Source organism: Winogradskyella aurantia (assembly GCF_002266855.1).
Taxonomy (GTDB): Bacteria; Bacteroidota; Bacteroidia; order Flavobacteriales; family Flavobacteriaceae; genus Winogradskyella; species Winogradskyella aurantia.
The window spans coordinates 609,079-630,157 of the sequence record NZ_NGJN01000001.1 but is presented as its reverse complement, the minus strand read 5'-3'; the positions used below and the strand labels follow the sequence as shown (position 1 = coordinate 630,157).

General features: G+C 37.3%; 19 protein-coding genes. 11 read left to right on the top strand and 8 right to left on the bottom strand.

Features of this window, described 5'->3' with window-relative positions; all coding sequences use genetic code 11:
- Positions 1–2: 2 nt before the first annotated feature.
- Positions 3–1,028: an asparaginase gene (locus tag CA834_RS02860; protein WP_094967140.1), complete on the bottom strand. Its 1,026-nt coding sequence runs from the start codon at positions 1,026–1,028 to the stop codon at positions 3–5.
- A 4-nt stretch (positions 1,029–1,032) separates the two neighbouring features.
- Positions 1,033–1,800 (bottom strand): TatD family hydrolase, encoded by a 768-nt coding sequence (locus CA834_RS02855; protein WP_094967139.1) that lies wholly within the window; start codon positions 1,798–1,800, stop codon positions 1,033–1,035.
- Between the two features lie 48 nt (positions 1,801–1,848).
- Here CA834_RS02855 and CA834_RS02850 point away from each other — a divergent pair, with 48 nt between their 5' ends.
- Complete coding sequence (locus CA834_RS02850; protein WP_094967250.1) at positions 1,849–2,301, top strand: retropepsin-like aspartic protease family protein; 453 nt, start codon at positions 1,849–1,851, stop codon at positions 2,299–2,301.
- Between the two features lie 36 nt (positions 2,302–2,337).
- Positions 2,338–2,970, top strand: a complete 633-nt coding sequence (locus CA834_RS02845; protein WP_094967138.1) for a response regulator transcription factor — start codon at positions 2,338–2,340, stop codon at positions 2,968–2,970.
- 191 nt (positions 2,971–3,161) lie between these two features.
- Here the strand turns inward: CA834_RS02845 and CA834_RS14625 are convergent, their stop codons facing one another.
- The 3 genes from CA834_RS14625 to CA834_RS02835 all read right to left on the bottom strand — a co-directional run bounded on the left by CA834_RS14625 (position 3,162) and on the right by CA834_RS02835 (position 7,473).
- A complete protein-coding gene (locus tag CA834_RS14625) occupies positions 3,162–3,335 on the bottom strand; it encodes a hypothetical protein (RefSeq protein ID WP_165764743.1) in 174 nt (57 codons plus the stop codon).
- Positions 3,336–3,437: 102 nt separating this feature from the next.
- Complete coding sequence (odhB, locus tag CA834_RS02840) at positions 3,438–4,670, bottom strand: 2-oxoglutarate dehydrogenase complex dihydrolipoyllysine-residue succinyltransferase (protein ID WP_094967137.1); 1,233 nt, start codon at positions 4,668–4,670, stop codon at positions 3,438–3,440.
- Positions 4,671–4,704: 34 nt separating this feature from the next.
- Positions 4,705–7,473 carry a 2-oxoglutarate dehydrogenase E1 component gene (locus CA834_RS02835; protein ID WP_094967136.1) on the bottom strand — a complete coding sequence of 923 codons (2,769 nt, stop codon included), beginning with the start codon at positions 7,471–7,473 and terminating at the stop codon, positions 4,705–4,707.
- A gap of 113 nt (positions 7,474–7,586) precedes the next feature.
- On the opposite strand from CA834_RS02835, the gene CA834_RS02830 reads away from it, so the two are divergent.
- Positions 7,587–8,129: an alpha-ketoglutarate decarboxylase gene (locus CA834_RS02830; RefSeq protein WP_240507420.1), complete on the top strand. Its 543-nt coding sequence runs from the start codon at positions 7,587–7,589 to the stop codon at positions 8,127–8,129.
- Here CA834_RS02830 and CA834_RS02825 read toward each other — a convergent pair.
- Both CA834_RS02825 and CA834_RS02820 read right to left on the bottom strand, forming a co-directional pair.
- Positions 8,126–8,476 carry a hypothetical protein gene (locus CA834_RS02825; RefSeq protein ID WP_094967135.1) on the bottom strand — a complete coding sequence of 117 codons (351 nt, stop codon included), beginning with the start codon at positions 8,474–8,476 and terminating at the stop codon, positions 8,126–8,128. The two genes, CA834_RS02830 and CA834_RS02825, sit on opposite strands and share 4 nt — an antisense overlap.
- On the bottom strand, positions 8,476–9,450 hold the full coding sequence (locus CA834_RS02820) for a polyprenyl synthetase family protein (RefSeq protein WP_094967134.1): 975 nt from the start codon (positions 9,448–9,450) through the stop codon (positions 8,476–8,478). Before CA834_RS02820 ends, CA834_RS02825 begins: the two co-directional genes overlap by 1 nt.
- Before the next feature lie 118 nt (positions 9,451–9,568).
- On the opposite strand from CA834_RS02820, the gene CA834_RS02815 reads away from it, so the two are divergent.
- From CA834_RS02815 to CA834_RS02780, 8 genes are all read left to right on the top strand, one after another.
- Positions 9,569–10,186, top strand: coding sequence for a TetR/AcrR family transcriptional regulator (locus CA834_RS02815; RefSeq protein WP_094967133.1), 618 nt, complete (start codon positions 9,569–9,571; stop codon positions 10,184–10,186).
- Entirely contained in the window at positions 10,179–11,522 is a 1,344-nt protein-coding gene (locus tag CA834_RS02810; RefSeq protein WP_094967132.1) for a TolC family protein, read from the top strand. The genes CA834_RS02815 and CA834_RS02810 overlap by 8 nt, the downstream gene beginning before the upstream one ends.
- A gap of 10 nt (positions 11,523–11,532) precedes the next feature.
- On the top strand, positions 11,533–12,735 hold the full coding sequence (locus CA834_RS02805) for an efflux RND transporter periplasmic adaptor subunit (RefSeq protein WP_240507417.1): 1,203 nt from the start codon (positions 11,533–11,535) through the stop codon (positions 12,733–12,735).
- 12 nt (positions 12,736–12,747) lie between these two features.
- Complete coding sequence (locus tag CA834_RS02800) at positions 12,748–16,293, top strand: efflux RND transporter permease subunit (protein ID WP_094967131.1); 3,546 nt, start codon at positions 12,748–12,750, stop codon at positions 16,291–16,293.
- Positions 16,294–16,377: 84 nt separating this feature from the next.
- Positions 16,378–18,132 carry an aspartate--tRNA ligase gene (gene aspS, locus CA834_RS02795; RefSeq protein ID WP_094967130.1) on the top strand — a complete coding sequence of 585 codons (1,755 nt, stop codon included), beginning with the start codon at positions 16,378–16,380 and terminating at the stop codon, positions 18,130–18,132.
- A 47-nt stretch (positions 18,133–18,179) separates the two neighbouring features.
- Positions 18,180–19,958 (top strand): chloride channel protein, encoded by a 1,779-nt coding sequence (locus CA834_RS02790; protein ID WP_094967129.1) that lies wholly within the window; start codon positions 18,180–18,182, stop codon positions 19,956–19,958.
- On the top strand, positions 19,955–20,200 hold the full coding sequence (locus CA834_RS02785) for a hypothetical protein (protein ID WP_094967128.1): 246 nt from the start codon (positions 19,955–19,957) through the stop codon (positions 20,198–20,200). Before CA834_RS02790 ends, CA834_RS02785 begins: the two co-directional genes overlap by 4 nt.
- Positions 20,201–20,358: 158 nt before the next feature.
- Positions 20,359–20,550 (top strand): cold-shock protein, encoded by a 192-nt coding sequence (locus tag CA834_RS02780; RefSeq protein ID WP_073085124.1) that lies wholly within the window; start codon positions 20,359–20,361, stop codon positions 20,548–20,550.
- 69 nt (positions 20,551–20,619) lie between these two features.
- Here the strand turns inward: CA834_RS02780 and CA834_RS02775 are convergent, their stop codons facing one another.
- The gene (locus CA834_RS02775; protein ID WP_094967127.1) at positions 20,620–21,069 is read right to left on the bottom strand and encodes a nucleoside deaminase; all 450 of its coding nucleotides are present in this window, start codon (positions 21,067–21,069) and stop codon (positions 20,620–20,622) included.
- Between the last annotated feature and the right edge of the window lie 10 nt (positions 21,070–21,079).

Sequence of the window (21,079 nt, the reverse complement as noted above, 5' to 3'; positions counted from 1 at the left end):
TTTTAGGTCATTTCACCACGTAATGACTTTTCAAAGTAATACTTGAATTCGTCTTGGTTTACTTTATAGCCCAATAGATACATAAGCTTTGTTACTGCTGCCTCTGTAGTCATATCCTTTCCTGAGATAACACCAATAGCTTTAAGTTCCGAACTTGTTTCATATTGACCCATATTAACACTTCCAGCAGTGCATTGGGTTACGTTGATAATATATAACCCTTTAGCTATGGCCTTTTTTAGAATATCGATAAACCACGGTTCGTTTGTAGCATTCCCAGAGCCATAGGTTTCAAGGATTAAGCCTTTTAACTGGTTTTGTTTAAAAATGCCCTCTAAAATTAATCTAGACATCCCTGGGAATAGTTTTAAAATAACAATATTAGTATCCATAGCCGTACGAACAATCAGCTTATCCTGAAAGTCCTCGCGACGCAAATACTCCTTATTAACTTTTAAATGAACCCCTGATTCAGCCAAAGTAGGATAATTAGGAGATGAAAACGCTTCAAAATGTTCGGCATTAATTTTAGTGGTTCTATTACCCCTATATAATTTGTATTCAAAATAAAGACCTACTTCCCTAATTACAGGTTTACCATTATCCTGTAAAGATGCCATTTGTATAGATGTTATCAGGTTTTCCTTTGCGTCAGTTCTCAAGTCACCTATAGGTAATTGAGAGCCTGTGAAAATTACAGGTTTTTCCAAATTTTCAAGCATAAAGCTCAAAGCCGAGGCTGAATAACTCATCGTGTCACTACCGTGTAAAACCACAAATCCATCATATACCTTGTAGTTGAACTCGATAATAAATGCTATTTCAGCCCAATATTTTGGATTCATATTAGATGAATCAATTGGGTTTTCAAAGGACACTGTTGCTATTTCACATTCCAATAACCGTAATTCTGGGATGCGCTGAAGAATGCTATCAAAATCAAAGGGTCTCAAGGTTCCTGTGTCCGCATCCCTCATCATCCCAATGGTACCACCTGTATAAATAAGTAAAATTTTTGGTGTTTGCATGTCTTTAAATTCCAAAAATCTGTTTTGAATTGGCCGTAGTGATACTTGCGATATCTTCTTCACTCAGCTCATACAACTCAGATAGTTTTTTTAAAACTTGAACTATGTAGCCACTCTCGTTGCGCTTACCCCTATATGGCTTTGGTGCTAAATAAGGCGCATCTGTCTCCAAGACAATATGCTCTAAATCTATTTGATTTATATATTGGTCTATTTTTCCATTTTTAAACGTAACCACCCCACCAATACCTAATTTCATATTATAGGATATGGCACGCTGGGCTTGTTCTAAATCTCCTGTAAAACAATGAAAGATTCCAAATAAATCGTCGGACTGTTCCGTTTCAAGAACTTCAAATATCTCATCAAACGCTTCCCTACAATGAATAACGATGGGTAATTTATAGGTTTTCGCCAAGTTAATCTGAAAGCGAAAAGCCTCCTTCTGGATTTCTAAGGTTGATTTATCCCAATACAAGTCTATCCCTATTTCGCCAACTGCATAAAACTTATGTTTTTTAAGCATGTCTTCAACATGCGTCAATTCGGACTTAAAATTCTCTTTAACATGTGTTGGGTGCAATCCCATCATTAAGAAGATGTGCTTAGGAAAGTCCTTTTCTAGCTGAAGCATCGCCGCGGTGTAGTTTGAATCAATAGCAGGTACAAAAAACCGTTCTACACCAGCATTGATAGCGCGATGTATCATATCATCCCTATCCTCATCAAAGGCCTCACTATATAAGTGGGTGTGCGTATCCGTTAGTATCATGATGCAAAAGTAATTGATTAGAATGTTATATTTACCTAAAATATGGAAATGGAAACATTAAAGACCTTCCTTTTAAATAAAGGCTATTCTAAAATAAAATTAAAGCTAACCGCTACCAATCATTTTGAAATTAAAGCTGACATTAATGGTGTGAAGGGGCGTTTTATCTTAGATACGGGAGCCTCCGGAAGTTGCGTTGGATTTGAGGCCATTGAACGCTTTAACCTAAAGGTAAAGGATTCTGAAATTAAGGCAGTAGGCGCTGGAGCGTCTAATATGATGACCAAAATTTCAAAATCGAATAATCTTAAAATAGGACGTTGGAAAAAGAAGCGTGTAGCACTAATTTTATTCAATCTAACGCATGTTAATGAAGGTCTTATAAATCACAATGCTGAACCCGTTGATGGTATTATTGGTGCTGATATTTTAAAGAAAGGCAAAGCCATTATCGATTATGAAAAGAAATATCTCTATCTAAAACTTGACAACCTTTCTTAAATTAAATACATTAAGATTACTAAAGTTGATAACGAGATGAAGCCTACTATCATCATTGCAGATGACCATCCCTTGGTTTTAAAAGGATTAAATGATTTTTTGATACAAAAAAAATTTAATGTTTTGGCAAGTGCCAAAAATGGCAAAGAAGCCTTAGCATTAATTAAAGCCCATGTTCCGGATATTGCTATTTTAGATATAAAAATGCCTTTTCACTCTGGTCTAGAAATTGCTGAATATTGTCAAAAGGAAAAATTAACAACCAAAATTGTCCTTATTACTTTTGAAAAGGACGAAACTACTTATGAAAAGGCAAAATCCCTAAACATCTATGGGTATATCCTAAAGGAATTTGCGCTTGACGAAATAGAAAATTGTATCTCATCTGTCATTGCTGAAAAACCCTATTTCAGCCCAGAACTTTTAACTTATATTGAGGTAAATGAGGCTGCCGAAAAACTTAAGGCCTTAACAAAGACTGAGACAAAAATTCTAAAGCTTATAAGTGAGAATAAAACAGCCACTGAAATTGCCGAAGACCAATTCATATCTATCCGAACAGTAGAAAAACACAAGAGTAACATAAGATCTAAACTAGCATTAGACTCTAAATCAGCAAGTTTATATCTTTTTGCCCAAAAAAATTCCAAAATCTTGAAAAATACGTAGTTCTACGTATATAAAAGCACAAAATATTTAAGAACTTTACATTGTTGTTAATTTAGGGTTAACGACGAGCTATTAATTAGTTCTTAGGGGATTATTGAGCCTTGGGCAACTGTCCAAGGCTTTTTTTATTAAAAAATACGTAGTTCTACGTATTGCATCGTACTAGAATAATTAGGAATTTTACAAAGCTATTAATCAATCGCCCCAAATTCAATTATAAAGTCCTGAATGTAATTTGATTCAGGACTTTTAAAAAAGTTAATTCCAAATACAATGAAAGAACCAAATTCAAAAACCGATAAACTTTTAGTGATTCTGCTAGTTGTGGTGTCAATAATGGTCGTATCCGTAAATGTAGCAGTCATTTACATTAGTTAATTTTAGTTAGTTGGCCCAAGGTATTGGGACAAAAAAAGCGTAATTATGTTTAATTACGCTTTTTTTATAACTTGATTTTAAGTTTTAGACTATAACTCTAAAGCTTTTTTAACATCATTATTCATTAAGAGCTCCACGGGGTTTTCCAATGCCTCTTTTACGGCCACTAAGAACCCAACGGACTCTTTGCCATCTATAATTCGGTGGTCGTAGGATAAAGCGACGTACATAATAGGACGTATTTCTACCTTTCCATCTATGGCCACTGGTCGTTCCACAATATTGTGCATTCCTAAAATACCGCTTTGAGGTGGATTAATAATCGGAGTAGATAACATACTGCCAAACACACCGCCGTTGGATATTGTGAAGGTACCACCTGTCATTTCATCAACGGTAATCTGCCCATCCCTAGCTCGTATTGCCAAACGTTTTACCTCAGCTTCTACCCCTCTAAATGTTAGGTTTTCAGCATTTCTGATTACTGGAACCATTAAGCCTTTGGGTCCCGACACTGCAATACTAATATCACAAAAATCATACGTAATCATTTCCTTACCATCAATCATGGAGTTAACCGCTGGAAACTCCCGCAATGCTCTTACCACAGCAAGGGTAAAGAAACTCATAAACCCAAGACCAACGCCGTGCTTTTCCTTAAAGGTTTCCTTATACTCCTTGCGCAAAGCGAAAATTGGTGACATGTCTACCTCATTGAACGTGGTTAACATAGCTGTCTCGTTCTTTGCAGATACCAAGCGTTCCGCGACTTTACGACGCAGCATGGATAGTTTAGAACGCGTTTCGCCTCTCGATCCTCCAGTAGGAGTTCCCATAGAAGGTACTGCATCCATTGCGTCTGCTTTAGTTATACGCCCATCTTTGCCTGTACCGGAAATTGAACTTGGCTGAACACCTTTTTCATCTAAAATTTTCTTGGCTGCAGGGCTTGGCGTACCAGTAGCATACGTATTAGTCTCAGAAGTAGCTGATTTAGATTCTTCCTTTTTAGTTGATTTTTGGCTGCTATCTGAGTCTTTTGACGCTTTATCTTCCTTTGTAGAGGTATCTCCTTCTGGTTTTGATGCACTGGTGTCTATTAAACAAACTATTTCACCAACAGCTACAGCATCCCCTTCTTCAGCCTTAAGTGTTATAGTTCCACTTGCCTCAGCAGGTAATTCTAAGGTCGCCTTATCACTATCAACCTCAGCAATAGCTTGGTCTTTCTCTACATAATCACCGTCTTCAACTAACCACTCCGCTATTTCGACCTCTGTTATGGATTCGCCTGGTGAAGGCACTTTCATTTCTAAAATCATTGGCTCTATTTTATTAAAATCTTAATTCTGTATACTATTCATTATATTTTTTTTGATTATCCTTTGTTTGGTCAAATACATAATCAATAACCTCCTGGTGTCTCGCTTTAGAACGCACTGAGCTTCCTGCGGCAGGCGCACCATAAGGTCTTCTGGTCGCTGCACGCCAATGTCTTGATTCATTTAAATGCATCAGTAGGTGGCTGTAAGCGCCCATATTTCTTGGTTCTTCTTGCGCCCATACAATATCCTTGGCATTCTTATACTTTGACATCAGACTTCTTATAGCCTTAGCGGGCAATGGAAATAGTTGCTCAACCCGAACCAAAGCCACGTCATCACGACTTAATTTCTCTCTTGCATCAAGTAAATCATAATAGAATTTTCCGGTTACAAAAACCAAAGTCTTCACTTTTTTGATATCCACACTAGCGTCATCAATAAGCATTTGGAAACTTCCATTAGCAAATTCCTCTACTGTTGAGATTACCTTTGGGTGACGAAGCAAGCTTTTTGGCGTGAATACGATTAAAGGTTTGCGGTAATTGGCTTTCATTTGTCGTCTCAACAAATGGAACATATTGGCTGGGGTCGTACAATCGGCCACAAACATATTATCCTTGGCGCATAGTTGCAAGTAGCGTTCCATACGGCCTGAAGAATGCTCGGCACCCTGCCCTTCATAACCATGAGGTAATAATAGAACCAAACCGTTTTGGGTTTTCCACTTATCCTCACCAGATGATATATACTGATCAATCATTATTTGGGCTCCATTACTGAAATCTCCAAATTGCGCTTCCCAAATTGTTAATGTATTTGGACTTGCCATAGCATATCCGTAATCAAAACCAACCACGCCATATTCAGATAATAAGGAATTGTAAATATTAAATTCCCCTTGCTCTTTAGATAAGGTTTTAAGTAATATGATTTCTTCCTCACTATTTTCAACTTTTACCACTGCATGCCTGTGAGAGAAGGTTCCACGCTCTACATCCTGGCCAGAAATCCTAACGTTATAACCTTCCAAAAGCAAAGTACCATATGCCAAATGCTCAGCCATGGCCCAGTCTAAACGATTTTCGTCAAACATGGTCTGGCGAGATTCTACAAGACGTTGAATTTTTCTTATAAACTTTTTATCCGATGGTAATTTTGAAATCACGGCTGTTACATCACTGAGAGTCTTTTTTGGCACCGTGGTGTCGACATCTTCCATCATCACAACCTCTGTAACACGTGTAAACCCTTTCCATTCCTCCTGCATAAATGCAGTAATTTCAGTCTTATCTTCTTTACGTGAATCTTCTAAATTCACCTCAAGTTTTTCTTTGTATGAAGACTCAATATGAGTCACATAGCCTTCATCAATAACTCCTTCTGCAATTAATCGCTCAGCGTAAATATCCCTTGGGTTTTTATGCTTGGCAATTGCCTTATACAACAGCGGTTGTGTAAATTTCGGCTCATCACCCTCGTTATGTCCATACTTTCTGTAACCAAGTAAATCAATAAAAACATCGCGCTTAAATTGCATTCTGAAGTCTAGAGCAAAAAGTGCGGCGTGCACAACAGCTTCAGCATCGTCTGCATTAACGTGAAGTACTGGCGACAAGGTCACCTTACCAACATCTGTACAATAGGTGCTAGAACGCCCGTCTAAATAATTAGTGGTAAAGCCTATCTGGTTATTAACTACAATATGAATAGTCCCATTGGTTTTATAGCCTTCTAGTTTGGCCATCTGTACCACCTCGTATACAATGCCTTGACCTGCTATGGCGGCATCACCATGAACCACAATAGGTAATACCTGGGATGGGTCTTCTATTTCTTTTTTATCTTGTTTGGCCCTTGTAATACCCTGTACAACAGCACCAACCGTTTCTAGATGCGATGGGTTAGGCGCAATATTTAAATTAATTCTTTTGTTGTTGTAAGTCTCACGATTACTGGTCCAGCCGAGATGGTATTTTACATCGCCATCAAAAACTTCTTCCTCGTAGTCCTTACCGTCAAACTCACTAAAAATATCCTTGGCTGATTTTCCAAAAATATTGGTTAAGGTACTTAATCGACCTCTGTGGGCCATTCCCATTACGAACTCTTTCACTCCTTGGTCTGCCGCTTTTTCAATAATGGCATCTACCGCAGGTATTAACGATTCGTTACCTTCAAGTGAAAATCGTTTTTGACCCACATATTTAGTATGCAAGAATGACTCAAACGCAACGGCTTCGTTTAGTTTTTTAAGAATATATTTCTTCTCGTCTAAGGTAAATTTGGTGTGGTTATCATTGACATTCAGTTTGTTTTGGATCCATTCAATCTCTTCGGGCTTTCTAATGTACATGTACTCTACACCAATAGAATCACAATAAATACGCTCAAGATGATCAATTATAGTTTGCAAGGATGTCGTTCCCAGGCCCAGTATTTCTCCAGCGGAAAAAACCGTTTGCAAATCTGATTGAGATAATCCAAAATTTTCAATTTCCAGCGTTGGAGCATATTTTCTTCTGGCTCTTACTGGATTCGTTTTGGTAAATAAATGTCCTCGGGTCCTATACCCATCGATAAGTTTAACAACTTGGAATTCCTTCTGAAGGTGTTCTGGTATTTGAGCAGAAACCCCTTCAACAATCTCTCCACTTAGTCCATAACTTTCCGAACCAAAATCATACCCTTGAAAAAAGGCGCGCCAACTAGGTTCTACGGAATCAGGATTTTTAAGGTATTGGTCGTACAAATCGGCAAAGTATGCCGTATGTGCTGCGTTGAGAAAGGAATATTTATCCATTATGTTTTATGAGACGTTGTCGTTTCAGTAAAATTTTTTCAAAAATACAACTTTTGACAAATTTTATATAGGGTTTTGCTATATTTATGACATTGCAACGTAGGGACTTGAATATGAAAAATTATATTAAAAAATTAGGTGTAAAATCCGCATTAATAGGTACACTGTATTTTATTTTTATCAGTATGAGCTATGCTCAACAGCTGCCAGAAACACAGGCTAATTTTTGGCAAAACGTGCGGTTTGGCGGAGGTCTTGGTTTAAGTTTTGGTAATGGTTTTTTTGCAGGCAATATTGCGCCTATTGGAATGTATCAGATTAATGAGTATGTGTCTACTGGAGTTGGACTGAACTTTGCTTATACCAGTGAACGTGATTTTTATGAAAGTTTTGTTCTAGGTGGTAGTGTTCTTGGTTTTTTCAATCCCATTCGAGAAATACAATTTTCTACTGAGTTTCAGCAATCGTATGTTAGTCGTAATTTTGATGAAAGAACCCTGTTAAGGGACGACAAGTATTGGGTGCCCGCCCTGTTTTTAGGCCTTGGCTATACGACTAACAATATAACTTTTGGTATACAATATGATGTTCTTTACGATCGTAATAGAAGTATTTATAACGATGCGTGGTTTCCATTTGTAAGGGTATTATTCTAGGAGTACTGGTGTTTATACCAGACCTTTTGCCATTCTCTTTTAAGAATTAAAAAAGTAACCTCTTTTGACAGTTGAAACGTGTCGTTGCCTTCTAACTTTCTCACCTCATTCTCAGAGACATCTACGATATACAACACATTGAGATAATCAGAAAATTTTTCATTAATCAGCTTAAAGATTATTTCTTGCAGTAATAGTTTTAGAGATTCTGGCAAAACATCTCTGTCAAATCTGACATCAATATTGGCATAGATTAAATCTTTGTTGAGTTGATCGATTAATTTTCCGTATAGTTGCTTACTTACGGCAACTTTAACCAAATCGTCAAAGGATTGCGGTAGTGTCATTACACGTTTCTTGTCATTAGGCCCATTCCAAAATGCTTCAATTGTGCTTTCTCATCTTCTGGAAGTTGTAATTGGTTCAAAATGGTGAAGGCCTTATTTGTGTAAGCCTCGACAGCGTCTTGGGTAGCTTTTTTGGCACCTGTAACAGCAAATAATTGCTTAACAGCTTCTATTTTTTCTACAGTGTCAGCAGGATGGGATTCAAACCAATCTAAAATTGATTTTTTATCTTTCTCATCTGCAAATTCAATAGCCTTTAAATACAAATAGGTTTTTTTGTTTTCAATGATATCACCACCGACCTGTTTACCAAAGGTCGCTGGATCTCCGAAGGCATCCAAATAATCATCTTGTAACTGAAAAGCAATGCCCAAATAACGGCCAAAATCGAAAATAGCATTTTGGTCCTCTTTATTAGCGCCAGCTACTATAGCTCCCATTTGCATAGCGGCTCCCACTAAAACGGCGGTTTTGTATTCTATCATTTTAAGATATTCTGGAACAGTTACATCATTACGACTCTCAAAATCAATATCGTACTGCTGCCCTTCACAGACCTCAATAGCCGTTTTACTAAAAAGACTCACCAAATCCTGAAATTGATTACCTTGATAGACCTCCAACAATTGATAGGCCATTATGAGCATGGCGTCTCCTGATAGAATTCCTGTATTTAAATCCCACTTTTCATGGACTGTCTTCTTCCCTCTGCGTAAAGGGGCATCGTCCATTATATCATCGTGAATCAACGTGAAATTATGAAATACCTCTACACATAGTGCTGCATTTACTGCATTTTTCGGGTTCCCCCCAAAAATATCACAGGTCATCAATGCAAGAATTGGTCGCAGGCGTTTACCTCCCAATTTTAAAATATAGTCTATGGGATCGTATAAATTTTTAGGCTCTTTTACCCAGGTATATTCCTGTATCTGCTCTAGCAAGTAATTCCTGTACGATTCAATATTCTGCATTTAGCAAAAATAAAAGATTACCACCATTTTAAGGTAATGTTAATCATGTTAAATAATTATTAAAACTTTGGAAACTTTTTTTGTTTTTAAAGTTTCCTATGTTACTTTTGCGCTCTGTATGAAAGAACAAATAATATATAAATCGTCGGAATTATTCCTTACTATAGGGTTTAAGAGTGTTACCATGGACGACATTGCCAATGCCATGGGCATATCCAAAAAGACCATTTATATACATTTCCCTAACAAAACCAAATTGGTTGAAGCTGTAACATTTCACTTATTTGACACCATTTGTAATGGTATAGATGACATTTGCGCCAATGCACCCAACCCCATTGAGGAATTATATTCCATTAAAATGTTCGTGATGCATCATCTTAAAAACGAAAAGGCATCTCCTCAATATCAGCTTAAAAAGTACTACCCGGCGATTCACAATGAATTAAAACGAAAACAATTTGAAAAAATGCACGCCTCCGTAGAAGAAAGTCTTAAGCATGGCGTAGATACTGGTGTGTTTAGAGATACTATAGATGTGAATTTTATATCAAGAATGTACTTCACGGGCATGACAGGAATTAAAGATATTATGTTTTTTCCGCCAGAACAGTTTCAAATGGAGTATCTCATGGAGAGCTATCTTGAATACCACTTAAGAGCAATCGTAACGGACAAAGGAATGAGCATATTGAATAATTTCATCAATAAAAACATTGTAACACCTCATGAATAAAACAATCTTAACCTTTCTAGCTATTCTGTTTAGCGGTTTCATTGGGGCGCAAGAGTCTGCGATTACCTTCAGTCTAGATGAAGCTATTGCCTATGCATTAGAACACAATAGAAACGTCAAAAACGCTAACAGAAATGTGAGTGCTGCGGAAGAACAAAAATGGGAAACTATAGCAACTGGTCTGCCACAGATTGACGGAAACATCAATTATCAAAATTTCCTTAAGCAACAAGTACAGGTTATACCGGGAAGTTTTACAGGTGGTGACCCAGACGAGTTGATTCCCGTAATTTTCGGTACAGAGCAAAATGCTAGCGCCTCCGCAACACTAAATCAGCTCATTTTTGATGGTTCCTATATCGTCGGTCTGCAATCGACCAAAGTGTTTTTAGAAATTTCAAAAAACAACTTAGAGAAAACAGAACTAGAGGTTCGCCAAAATGTTATTAATGCCTACGGCAATGTCCTTCTTGCCGAAGAAAGTGAATTGATTTTAAAAAAGAACAAAGATGTACTTCAAAAAAATCTAGAAGAAACATCTAAAATTTATGAGAATGGTTTGGAAGAAGAGGAGAGTGTGGAGCAACTTCAAATTACACTTTCAGGTATAGAAAGCCGACTCAAAAATGCAACACGACTAAAAGATATTGCCTATCAAATGTTCAATATCTCTATTGGTATAGATATAAACACCAAGACTATACTTACAGATACACTTGAAAATCTGACCTTGTCTAATATTTCACTCGATCTTCTTGGCGTAGAAGACAATGTACAAGCCAATATTGATTTTAAGATTGCTCAAAATGATATGAAATCCAAAGAATTGATGGTAAAGCTTGAAAAAAGCAAAGCACTTCCGCAATTATCAGGGTTTTTAAATGCAGGTTACTTGGCGTTTAATAATGATTTTAAATTCCTAAACACCGATCAGGAGTGGTTTGGTTTTGCCTCATTTGGCCTAAATGTAAATATTCCAATATTCAGTTCTTTAGGCAGAACTGCGAAAACGCAGCGGGCTAAAATAGAATTGGAAATCACGGAAGAGAACCTTACTGAACTAGAGCAACAACTAAGATTACAAATTTCTAGAGCTAAAAGTGACTATCAATTTTCAATTGAAGACTACGAGGTTAAAAAGCAAAACTTGAGACTTGCTGAACGTATTGAGAAAAAGAATGAAATCAAATTTTTTGAAGGTATCGGGTCTAGTTTTGAATTAAGGCAAGCCCAAACACAACTCTATACTGCCCAATCAGAATATTTACAATCTATGCTCAATGTAATTACCAATAAAACACAACTAGAAACAGTTTTAAACCGACCAAACTATTAAGTCTACCACCATGAAATATTCACCCATGTTAAAAATAAATTTATTTAGCCTAATTTTATCGGTCTTGCTGCTGTCTTCTTGCGGAGACGGCAAACAAATTGACAGCTCAAAAATCGCATTTGACAATGTGCTAAAATCTAAAAATCTAGACTCTATAAGGGCAAAAAAGGATGAGCTTAATGCAAAACAGCAAGAAATCACATCCCAGCTTAAAGCGATTAATGCGCGCATAACCACATTAGATGAAAACAGTAATCTACCACTTATCTCAACGTTGACTTCTAAATTTGAACCTTTCATACATTATATTGAATTACAAGGAAATGTTACGACAAAAAGTTTGGTTACGTTACGAGCGGAGTTCAATGGACTGTTGTCACAAGTCTACGTAAAAAAAGGCGATAAGGTCATTAAGGGCCAAATCTTAGCGAAGATTGATGATGGTGGTCTTGCACAGCAAATTGCACAGATGGAAATACAGCGCGATTTAGCTAAAACTACCTATGACCGCCAAAAACGGCTTTGGGACCAGAATATTGGAAGTGAAATTCAATATCTTCAAGCCAAATCTAGCTACGAAGCTCAGAACGAGGCTATAAACCAAATGAATCAGCAATTGGCAAAAACCCGTGTTACAGCGCCATTTTCTGGAACTATAGATGAAATATTTACAGAACAAGGTAATTTAGTTACCGCGGGTGTAGCTTTGATGCGTCTTATTAATTTAGATGACATGTACATAGAAACAGAGGTGCCTGAACGTTATATAACTGGGGTTACAAAAGGAAAGGTTGTTGAAATTGAATTTCCTGTTATCGGCAAATCCATGAAATCTAGAATTAGAGAGGCTGGTAATTTTATTAATCCGTCAAACAGAACGTATAAAATAGAAGTTGACGTCACAGAGACTAACGAAAACATTAAACCCAATCTTACAGCGCGACTAAGAATAAATGACTACTCTAACCCTGAGGCTATTTTAATTCCACAGAACATCATTTCAGAGGATGCGGAAGGGGCTCAATATGTCTATACTCTTAAAGATGTTGCCAATAATATCGGTACTGTTCAACGGGTGGATATTACAACCGGCCAAACTCAAGGAAATATTATAGAAGTTGAATCTGGCTTAACCGAAAACATGCAACTTATTAAAGAAGGCGCACGAAGTGTTAAGGATGGTCAGCGTGTACGTATAGATACTATTGAATAAAAACATTCACTCATGGCCAAAAAGAAAAAGAATATAGATAAGGAATTTAAGTTATCCTCTTGGGCAATTTCCAACAAAACTACCATGTACGTCTTAATGATGCTCATACTGGTTTTGGGCGTTACCGCTTACTTTAATATGCCAAGAGAAGACTTCCCTGAAATCAAAGAAACTAAAATATATGTAAGTTCCATATATCCAGGAAATACCGCTGAGGATATTGAAAAATTGATTACCGATCCTTTAGAGGATAAATTAAAAACGGTGACCAATTTGGTTGAAATTACCTCAACATCACAAGAAGATTATTCACTTATTGTTATAGAATTTGATGACGACATGGATGTTGAAGTCGCTAAGCAATTAGTTAAAGATGAAATCGATACTGAAATTGCAGGGGAAGATTGGCCAACGTTTAATGGCGCCAAAGTAGATCCCAATGTGTTCGACTTAAGTATGTCTGAAGAAATTCCCATTCTCAACATTAACATTTCTGGTGATTACCCCACTCAAAAATTAAAGGATTTTGCGGAATATCTAGAAGACGATATTGAAGATTTACTCGAGATTAAACAAGCGGATATTCGAGGTGCTCAAGAAAAAGAAGTCGAGGTTGCTGTAGACGTCTATAAAATGAATGCCACAAAAGTAAGTTTTGATGACATTATAAATGCTATTAATCGCGGTAATGTAACTACTTCTGCCGGTAATTTAATTGCAAGTGGCCAAAGGCGTACTATACGTATTTTAGGAGAAATTGAGCAGCCCTCAGACCTCTATAATTTTGTAGTAAAATCTGAAAACGATGAATCTATTTATCTTAAGGATATAGCTACGGTAAGTTTTAAGGAGAAAGACAAAACCACGTTTGCCAGAAAAGATGGCAAAAAGGTTGTTATGCTCGATGTAAAAAAACGTGCCGGTAAAAACATGGTGGCTGCCGCAGAAAAAGTAAAGCAGATTGTAGAAGATGCGAAAGCAAATTATTTTCCGGAAAACCTTGAAGTTACCATTACTAACGATTTGTCGGATAAAACTATAAGTCAGGTCGATGATTTAGTCAATAATATAATCTTCGGCATCATCCTAGTTGTAACTGTGTTGATGTTCTTCTTAGGGTTTAAAAATGCCCTTTTTGTCGGATTTGCCATTCCTATGTCTATGTTCATGTCCTTAATGATTTTAAGTGCTATGGGCTATACGTTGAATACCATGATTTTGTTTGGTCTAATTATGGGCTTAGGAATGCTGGTAGATAATGGTATTGTGGTTGTAGAAAACGTATATCGCCTTATGGACGAAGAAGGTCTTTCTCGTGTTGAAGCCGCTAAAAAAGGCATTGGGGAAATTGCCTTTCCCATTATTATTTCAACGATTACTACCGTAGCTGCCTTTGTGCCTTTAGGCCTTTGGCCTGGTTTATTTGGGCAATTTATGATTTATTTCCCGGTTACCTTGTCCGTTGTACTAGGCTCTTCATTATTCGTGGCTATATTTTTTAACTCAGTACTGGTTTCTCAGCTTATGTCTATCGAAGACAAAGAGATGCCCTTAAAACGTATTATCACGATATCTTCAATTGTAGGTGGTTTAGGATTGATTATACTGCTCATTGGTGGACCCTATGGCGGTTTAGGCGGAGTGATGCTTTTTACAGCGATTTTACTTTGGGTATATCGTCTCTTTTTAAGAAAAGCTGCTAGTTATTTTCAAAGAACCACGCTAGTTTGGTTAGAAAGGGCATATGAAAGTACCCTTAAAGGCGCTTTGAAAGGGTGGCGACCTATTGCTATTTCGGTAGGAACTGTTTTTCTGTTGTTTGTTGCCTTTGGTGGATTTGGTGCCTCAGTAGCTAGTCAGAGAACACAAATTGAATTTTTTCCAGATAACAAGCCCAATCAGATTATTGTTTATATAGAATATCCCGAAGGTACAGCTATTGATAAAACCAATCAGATAACTAAAGAAATTGAACAACGCGTCTACAGCATTCTCAACGAAGACACCTATATGGACAACGGCTACAACTATATGGTTGAAGCTGCGGTTTCCCAAGTTGGTGAAGGTGCTGGAAATCCCCAAACCGATGGCGGCTCTCAGGCCGAAATGCCACATCGAGCTAAGATTACGGCAACCATGCGACAATACAAATACCGTCGTGGACAGGACAGTGAGCTATTGCGTCAAAAAGTACAGGAAGCTTTGACGGGGGTATATCCAGGCGTGTTAATTTCTGTTGAAAAAGATGCTGCGGGACCTCCTGCTGGCGCGCCTATAAATATAGAGTTGGAAGGCGATGATTATGATGAATTGATTGCCACGGCAGAACAAATGCGTCGTTTTATTAACTCACGAAATGTCGCTGGTGTTGATGAATTAAAAATTGATGTGAATAAGGGTAAACCAGCTATGCGCGTTATAGTAGACCGTGAAAAAGCAGGGGAGCTTGGCGTTAGCGTCGGCCAAGTAGGCATGCAGCTAAGAAATGCATTATTTGGCTCAAAAGCAGGGATATATAAAGAAGATGGCGATGACTATGATATCTATGTACGCTTTAACGAAAGTATCAGATACAATAAAAATGCCTTGTTCAACCAAAACATCACCTTTAGGGATATGGCATCTGGCCAGATTAAAACCATCCCCGTTTCTGCTTTGGCTAAACAAAACAACAGTTCTGGCTTTAGTGCTATTAAACATAAAGACACTAAACGTGTTGTAACTGTATATTCGGCCTTAGCCCCAGGGTTTGTTGATGCCGCTGCAGTGGTTGAACAAATCAAAACAGAGATGAAAGATTTTGATAATTTACCACAAGACATTAAAATAGATTATACCGGACAAATCGAAGAGCAGAATAAACAACAAGCTTTTTTAATGGGAGCTTTCTTTAAAGGGTTAGGTCTAATTTTCTTTATCCTTATTTTCCAATTTAATTCGGTGTCAAAACCAGCCATCATAATGATAGCTATATTTTTAAGCTTAATCGGCGTTTTTGGTGGTATTGTCATCACTGGCGCCTCATTTGTAATTATGATGACCATGATGGGAATTATTTCCCTTGCAGGAATTGTTGTTAATAATGGGGTGGTACTTTTAGATTATGCACAGCTGTTAATTGACAGAAGAAAGAATAAGCTAAATCTTGACGATGATGACTTTTTACCCGCGAAAGACCTTTACGAATGTGTAGTAAAAGCGGGGAAGGCTCGTTTAAGACCAGTTCTATTAACAGCCATAACAACTATTTTAGGTCTCATTCCTTTAGCTATTGGACTAAACATCAATTTCTTCACCTTCTTTAGTGAGTTTGATGCCAATATCTATTTTGGGGGAGATAATGTCATTTTCTGGGGGCCCTTGGCTTGGACCGTCATTTATGGGCTCTTGGTTGCCACGTTCTTAACCTTAGTGGTTGTTCCTATATTATTTTTCCTTTCAATAAAATTTAAAATGAGGTTAAAACGAAAACTGAGCTCTGAGAAGATTGATACAGAACCTGTATTCCAGGAACTGGAAGAGGAGCCCACTTTGGTGCTAAATGCTAAAGTTGATTAAGATCATTAAGCCTCACCAATTGTTGAGGCTTTTTTTATTGTTAATGGCTTAAGTTGCTTAAATTTGCAACCTTAATATTTTGAAATGTATAGAAGTCACACTTGTGGCGAGTTAACAGCCGCACATATTAATACTGAAGTCACTTTAGCTGGATGGGTTCAAGGTGTACGGGACAAGGGATTTATGATTTATATTGACCTTAGGGACCGTTATGGTATTACCCAATTATACTTTGATGAAGAGCACTCGGCGAAAGACTTAATGAAAAAAGCACAAAAACTAGGTCGCGAATTCGTTGTTCAAATAACTGGTAAAGTGATTGAGCGTGCTTCAAAAAACCCTAATATTTCAACCGGTGCCATAGAAGTATTGGTTTCAGAATTAAATATTTTGAATACGGCACTTCTTCCACCATTTACAATAGAAGATAAGACTGATGGTGGTGATGATTTACGTATGAAATACCGATACTTGGATATAAGACGTAATCCTGTAAAAGACAACTTAATATTTAGACATAACGTTACACAATCTGTAAGGAACTACCTTTCCAACAATGGCTTTATTGAGGTTGAAACTCCTTATTTAATAAAGTCTACGCCTGAAGGTGCTCGCGATTTCGTCGTGCCATCCCGAATGAACGAAGGACAGTTTTACGCCTTACCACAATCCCCTCAAACCTTTAAGCAATTGCTTATGGTTGGTGGAATGGACAAATACTTTCAGATAGTCAGATGCTTCAGGGATGAAGATCTCCGTGCCGACAGACAACCAGAATTTACGCAGATTGATTGTGAGATGGCTTTTGTGGAGCAAGAGGATGTCCTGGATACCTTTGAAGGATTAACCCGTCATTTATTAAAGGAAATCAATGGTGTAGACTTAGATAGTTTTCCAAGAATAACCTATGATGACGCCATGCGCCTTTACGGTAATGACAAGCCAGATATAAGATTCGGCATGCAGTTTGGTGAACTCAATAACGTTACACAGCATAAAGATTTTAATGTTTTTAATTCAGCTGAATTAGTAGTTGGCATTGCGGTGCCTGGAGGAAATACCTATACCCGAAAGGATATTGACAAACTCATTGATTGGGTAAAACGCCCCCAAGTAGGAGCGCAAGGCATGGTCTATTGCCGTTGTAATGACGACGGTACCTTTAAGTCTTCAGTAGACAAATTCTACGACCAAGATGATCTCTCAAAATGGGCCGATATTACAGGTGCAAAATCTGGTGATTTAATCTGTGTATTGTCAGGTGAAGTGAACAAGGTAAGGTCCCAACTAAGTGCCTTAAGAATGGAACTCGCAGAGCGATTAGGTTTGCGAAAGCCTAATGAATTTGCGCCTCTTTGGGTGGTTGATTTCCCGTTGTTAGAATGGGATGAGGAAACCGAACGTTATCATGCCATGCACCATCCTTTTACGTCGCCAAAGCCTGGACAGTTGGAATTATTAGACACCAAGCCAGGTGAGGTAAAAGCCAATGCCTATGATTTAGTCTTAAATGGTAACGAAATTGGAGGTGGCTCGATTCGTATCCATGACAAAGCAACCCAAGCAATAATGTTGAAACACTTAGGATTCTCCGATGATGAAGCTAGGGCTCAATTTGGATTTTTAATGGATGCCTTTGAGTACGGTGCGCCACCTCATGGTGGAATTGCTTTCGGTCTAGATAGACTTGTCTCTATATTGGGAGGTCAAGAAACCATAAGAGATTTTATCGCCTTTCCGAAAAATAATTCGGGCAGAGATGTTATGATAAATGCTCCTGCACCAATTGATGACGAACAATTAGAGGAATTGAGTTTAAAACTCAATTTGAAATCATAAAAAATTAAATCCTGCACCTTGCAGGTTTTTTTTATTAGCTTTAGGTTATGCCAAAATCAAATCTCTTTAAACGCATCTTAATCTGGAGGTATAAATATATTTCTGAAAAGAACTTTTTATTTCTCCTAAGTTTAGTTATCGGTTTGTTGGCAGGTCTGGTTTCGGTTTTCATTAAAAATATCACTTTTGCCATTGAGGCTATTCTTGAAAAAGGAATTATTCTTTCTCAAAACAGCATATATTTTATTTTACCCATAGTAGGCTTGTTTTTGGTTTATCTATTTGTAAAATACATTGCTAAAAGACCTAGTGGTCATGCTATTCCGTCCATATTATATTCTCTATCCAAGCGCAATGGTATTATTAACAGGCACAATATATATTATCCCATTATAACGGCACCATTGACGGTAGGCTTTGGAGGTTCTGTTGGATTATTAGGACCAGCCATTGCTTCAGCCTCTGCCATAAGTTCAACTTTGGGGACATTGCTTCATACCGATCGTAAAACAAGAAGTCTATTGATTGGGTGTGCATCGGCCGGTGCTATCGCTTCGATTTTTAAATCCCCAATTGCGGCAATAATTTTTGCTATAGAAGTATTTAGCTTAGACCTAACCTTTGCCTCTTTATTGCCATTATTGATTGCCTCAGTATCTTCTGTGATTACATCTTATTTTTTTCTAGGTGACAGCGTACTCTTTGATTTTAATGTCAGCGAAAAGTTTGCCATAAAGGATACGCTCTTTTATTTGGTTTTAGGAGTTGGTACAGGTATCGCTTCGATATATTTTTCAAAAATATATTTTGGTATAACCGCCTTATTCAATAAACTGAAATCACCACGCCATAAACTCATTATAGGTGGATTGGCTATAGGCGTGATGCTCTTTTTTATTCCACCTCTTTATGGTGAAGGTTTTGGCTTCATCAATGATCTTATGTTAGGCAATGATCTTAAAGCTATAGGAAGTACTCCTTTCGACGCACATTTGGATAATATCTGGGTTGTTATTGGTCTTCTTTTTGGTATAACAATTTTTAAGGCCATAGCAATGACCACAACATTTGCTGCTGGCGGAACGGGTGGCATCATTATCCCAACACTTGTTATGGGCAGTGCTCTAGGCAATGTTGTAGCCAAGGTAATCAACCACTGTGGTCTTGGATTTTCTGTGTCTGAAGCCAATTTTACATTAATAGGAATGGCTGGTCTTATAGCAGGTGTGCTTCACGCCCCTTTAACCGCTATTTTCCTTATTGCCGAAATTACGGGAGGTTATGAGTTATTTGTTCCATTGATGATAACGGCATCCATGTCATTTATTATTAATAAAAACGGAATGGACCATACGATCTACACTAAAGAACTTTTAGAAAAGGGGGCGCTTTTAACTCAAGATAAGGATAAAAGTGTATTAACCTTGATGAATATCGATTCGGTCATAGAACAGAACTTTATTCAATTGCAACCTGAAATGACCCTTGGGGAAATGCTACTGAAAGGAGTTGCAAAATCCAATCGGAATCTATTTCCAGTAACCACTAAAAAAGGAAACTTTGTCGGTATTATCCTATTAGACGACATAAGAACAGTAATGTTCGATCAGTCACTTTACAATTCCACCACCGTTGAAACCTTTATGCACAAACCCCCAGAATATATACATTATGAAAGCGATTCCATGGAAATCGTTATGAAAAAGTTTCAAGATTCCGGTGCTTGGAATCTACCTGTAATTAAGGCGAATAAGTATTATGGTTTTATTTCTAAATCTAAATTATTAACCGCATATAGGCGCGAATTGATTAATTTTACATCATGAAAATACTCAAATCAATAACAGTTATTGCTCTTTTTGCCTCCCTGACATGTATTTTTTGTGGTTATATGCTCGAGGTCTCACATTCACAAAAACTTATTGGGTTTGGTGTATCAGGGTTATTTTTAGTTGTTTTTCCACTCTTTTCCTATTACAGGTGGAAGGATAAAGACTTTAAGGATTACATGCTAACCAAGGAAAATCTAGATAAAATGAGAGAAACACAGAAAGAAAAGAATATGTAGACTGCTATGGCGTGCTGACTTACTGAGAATTTCAAATCTACACAACGCATCGCCCTAATCAAACACTTAATTTTCAGTATTTTAAAATATTACGTTTAATTAACGTTTATCATTTAATAATTTCTACCTTTGTATTTTAATTTTTATTTTATTTTACAATGACTGGAACAGTTAAATTTTTTAATGATTCAAAAGGATTTGGATTCATTACCAACGAAGAAACAGGAAAAGACATCTTCGTTCACGTATCAAACCTAAATGGTTTAGAACTTCGTGAAGGCGATAATGTCGAGTACACAGAAGAAGAAGGAAGAAAAGGAATGGTTGCTGCAAACGTAAGCATTCTTTAAGTTATACTTTATTACGGTTTCAACGCCCAGCCTTTGGTTGGGCGTTTTTTTTTGTCTTAATTTTGAATCCTAGTTTAGGTTACGTTTTTCTATAAAGAACCGTTTTAAAAGTTCTGCTGCCTCGTCAGCTAAAACCCCACTAACCACCTTTGTTTTAGGATGCAATTTGGTTCCCATACGTTTAAAACCACGCTGCTCGTCGGAAGCCGCATAAACTAACCGCGATAATTGACTCCAATAAAGCGCACCTGCACACATTTGGCATGGTTCTAAGGTAACATAGAGGGTGCAATTGTTAAGATATTTTCCTCCGAGAAAATTAGAAGCAGAAGTTATAGCCTGCATTTCAGCATGAGCTGTTACGTCATTTAACAATTCCGTAAGATTATGCGTTCTTGCTATTATTCTATCCCTAACAACAATGACAGCTCCCACAGGAATTTCGCCTTGTTCAAAGGCTGCTTCAGCTTCCTGAAGCGCCTTTTTCATGAAGTATGTGTCATCGTAAGGTGTAATCATATGAACACAA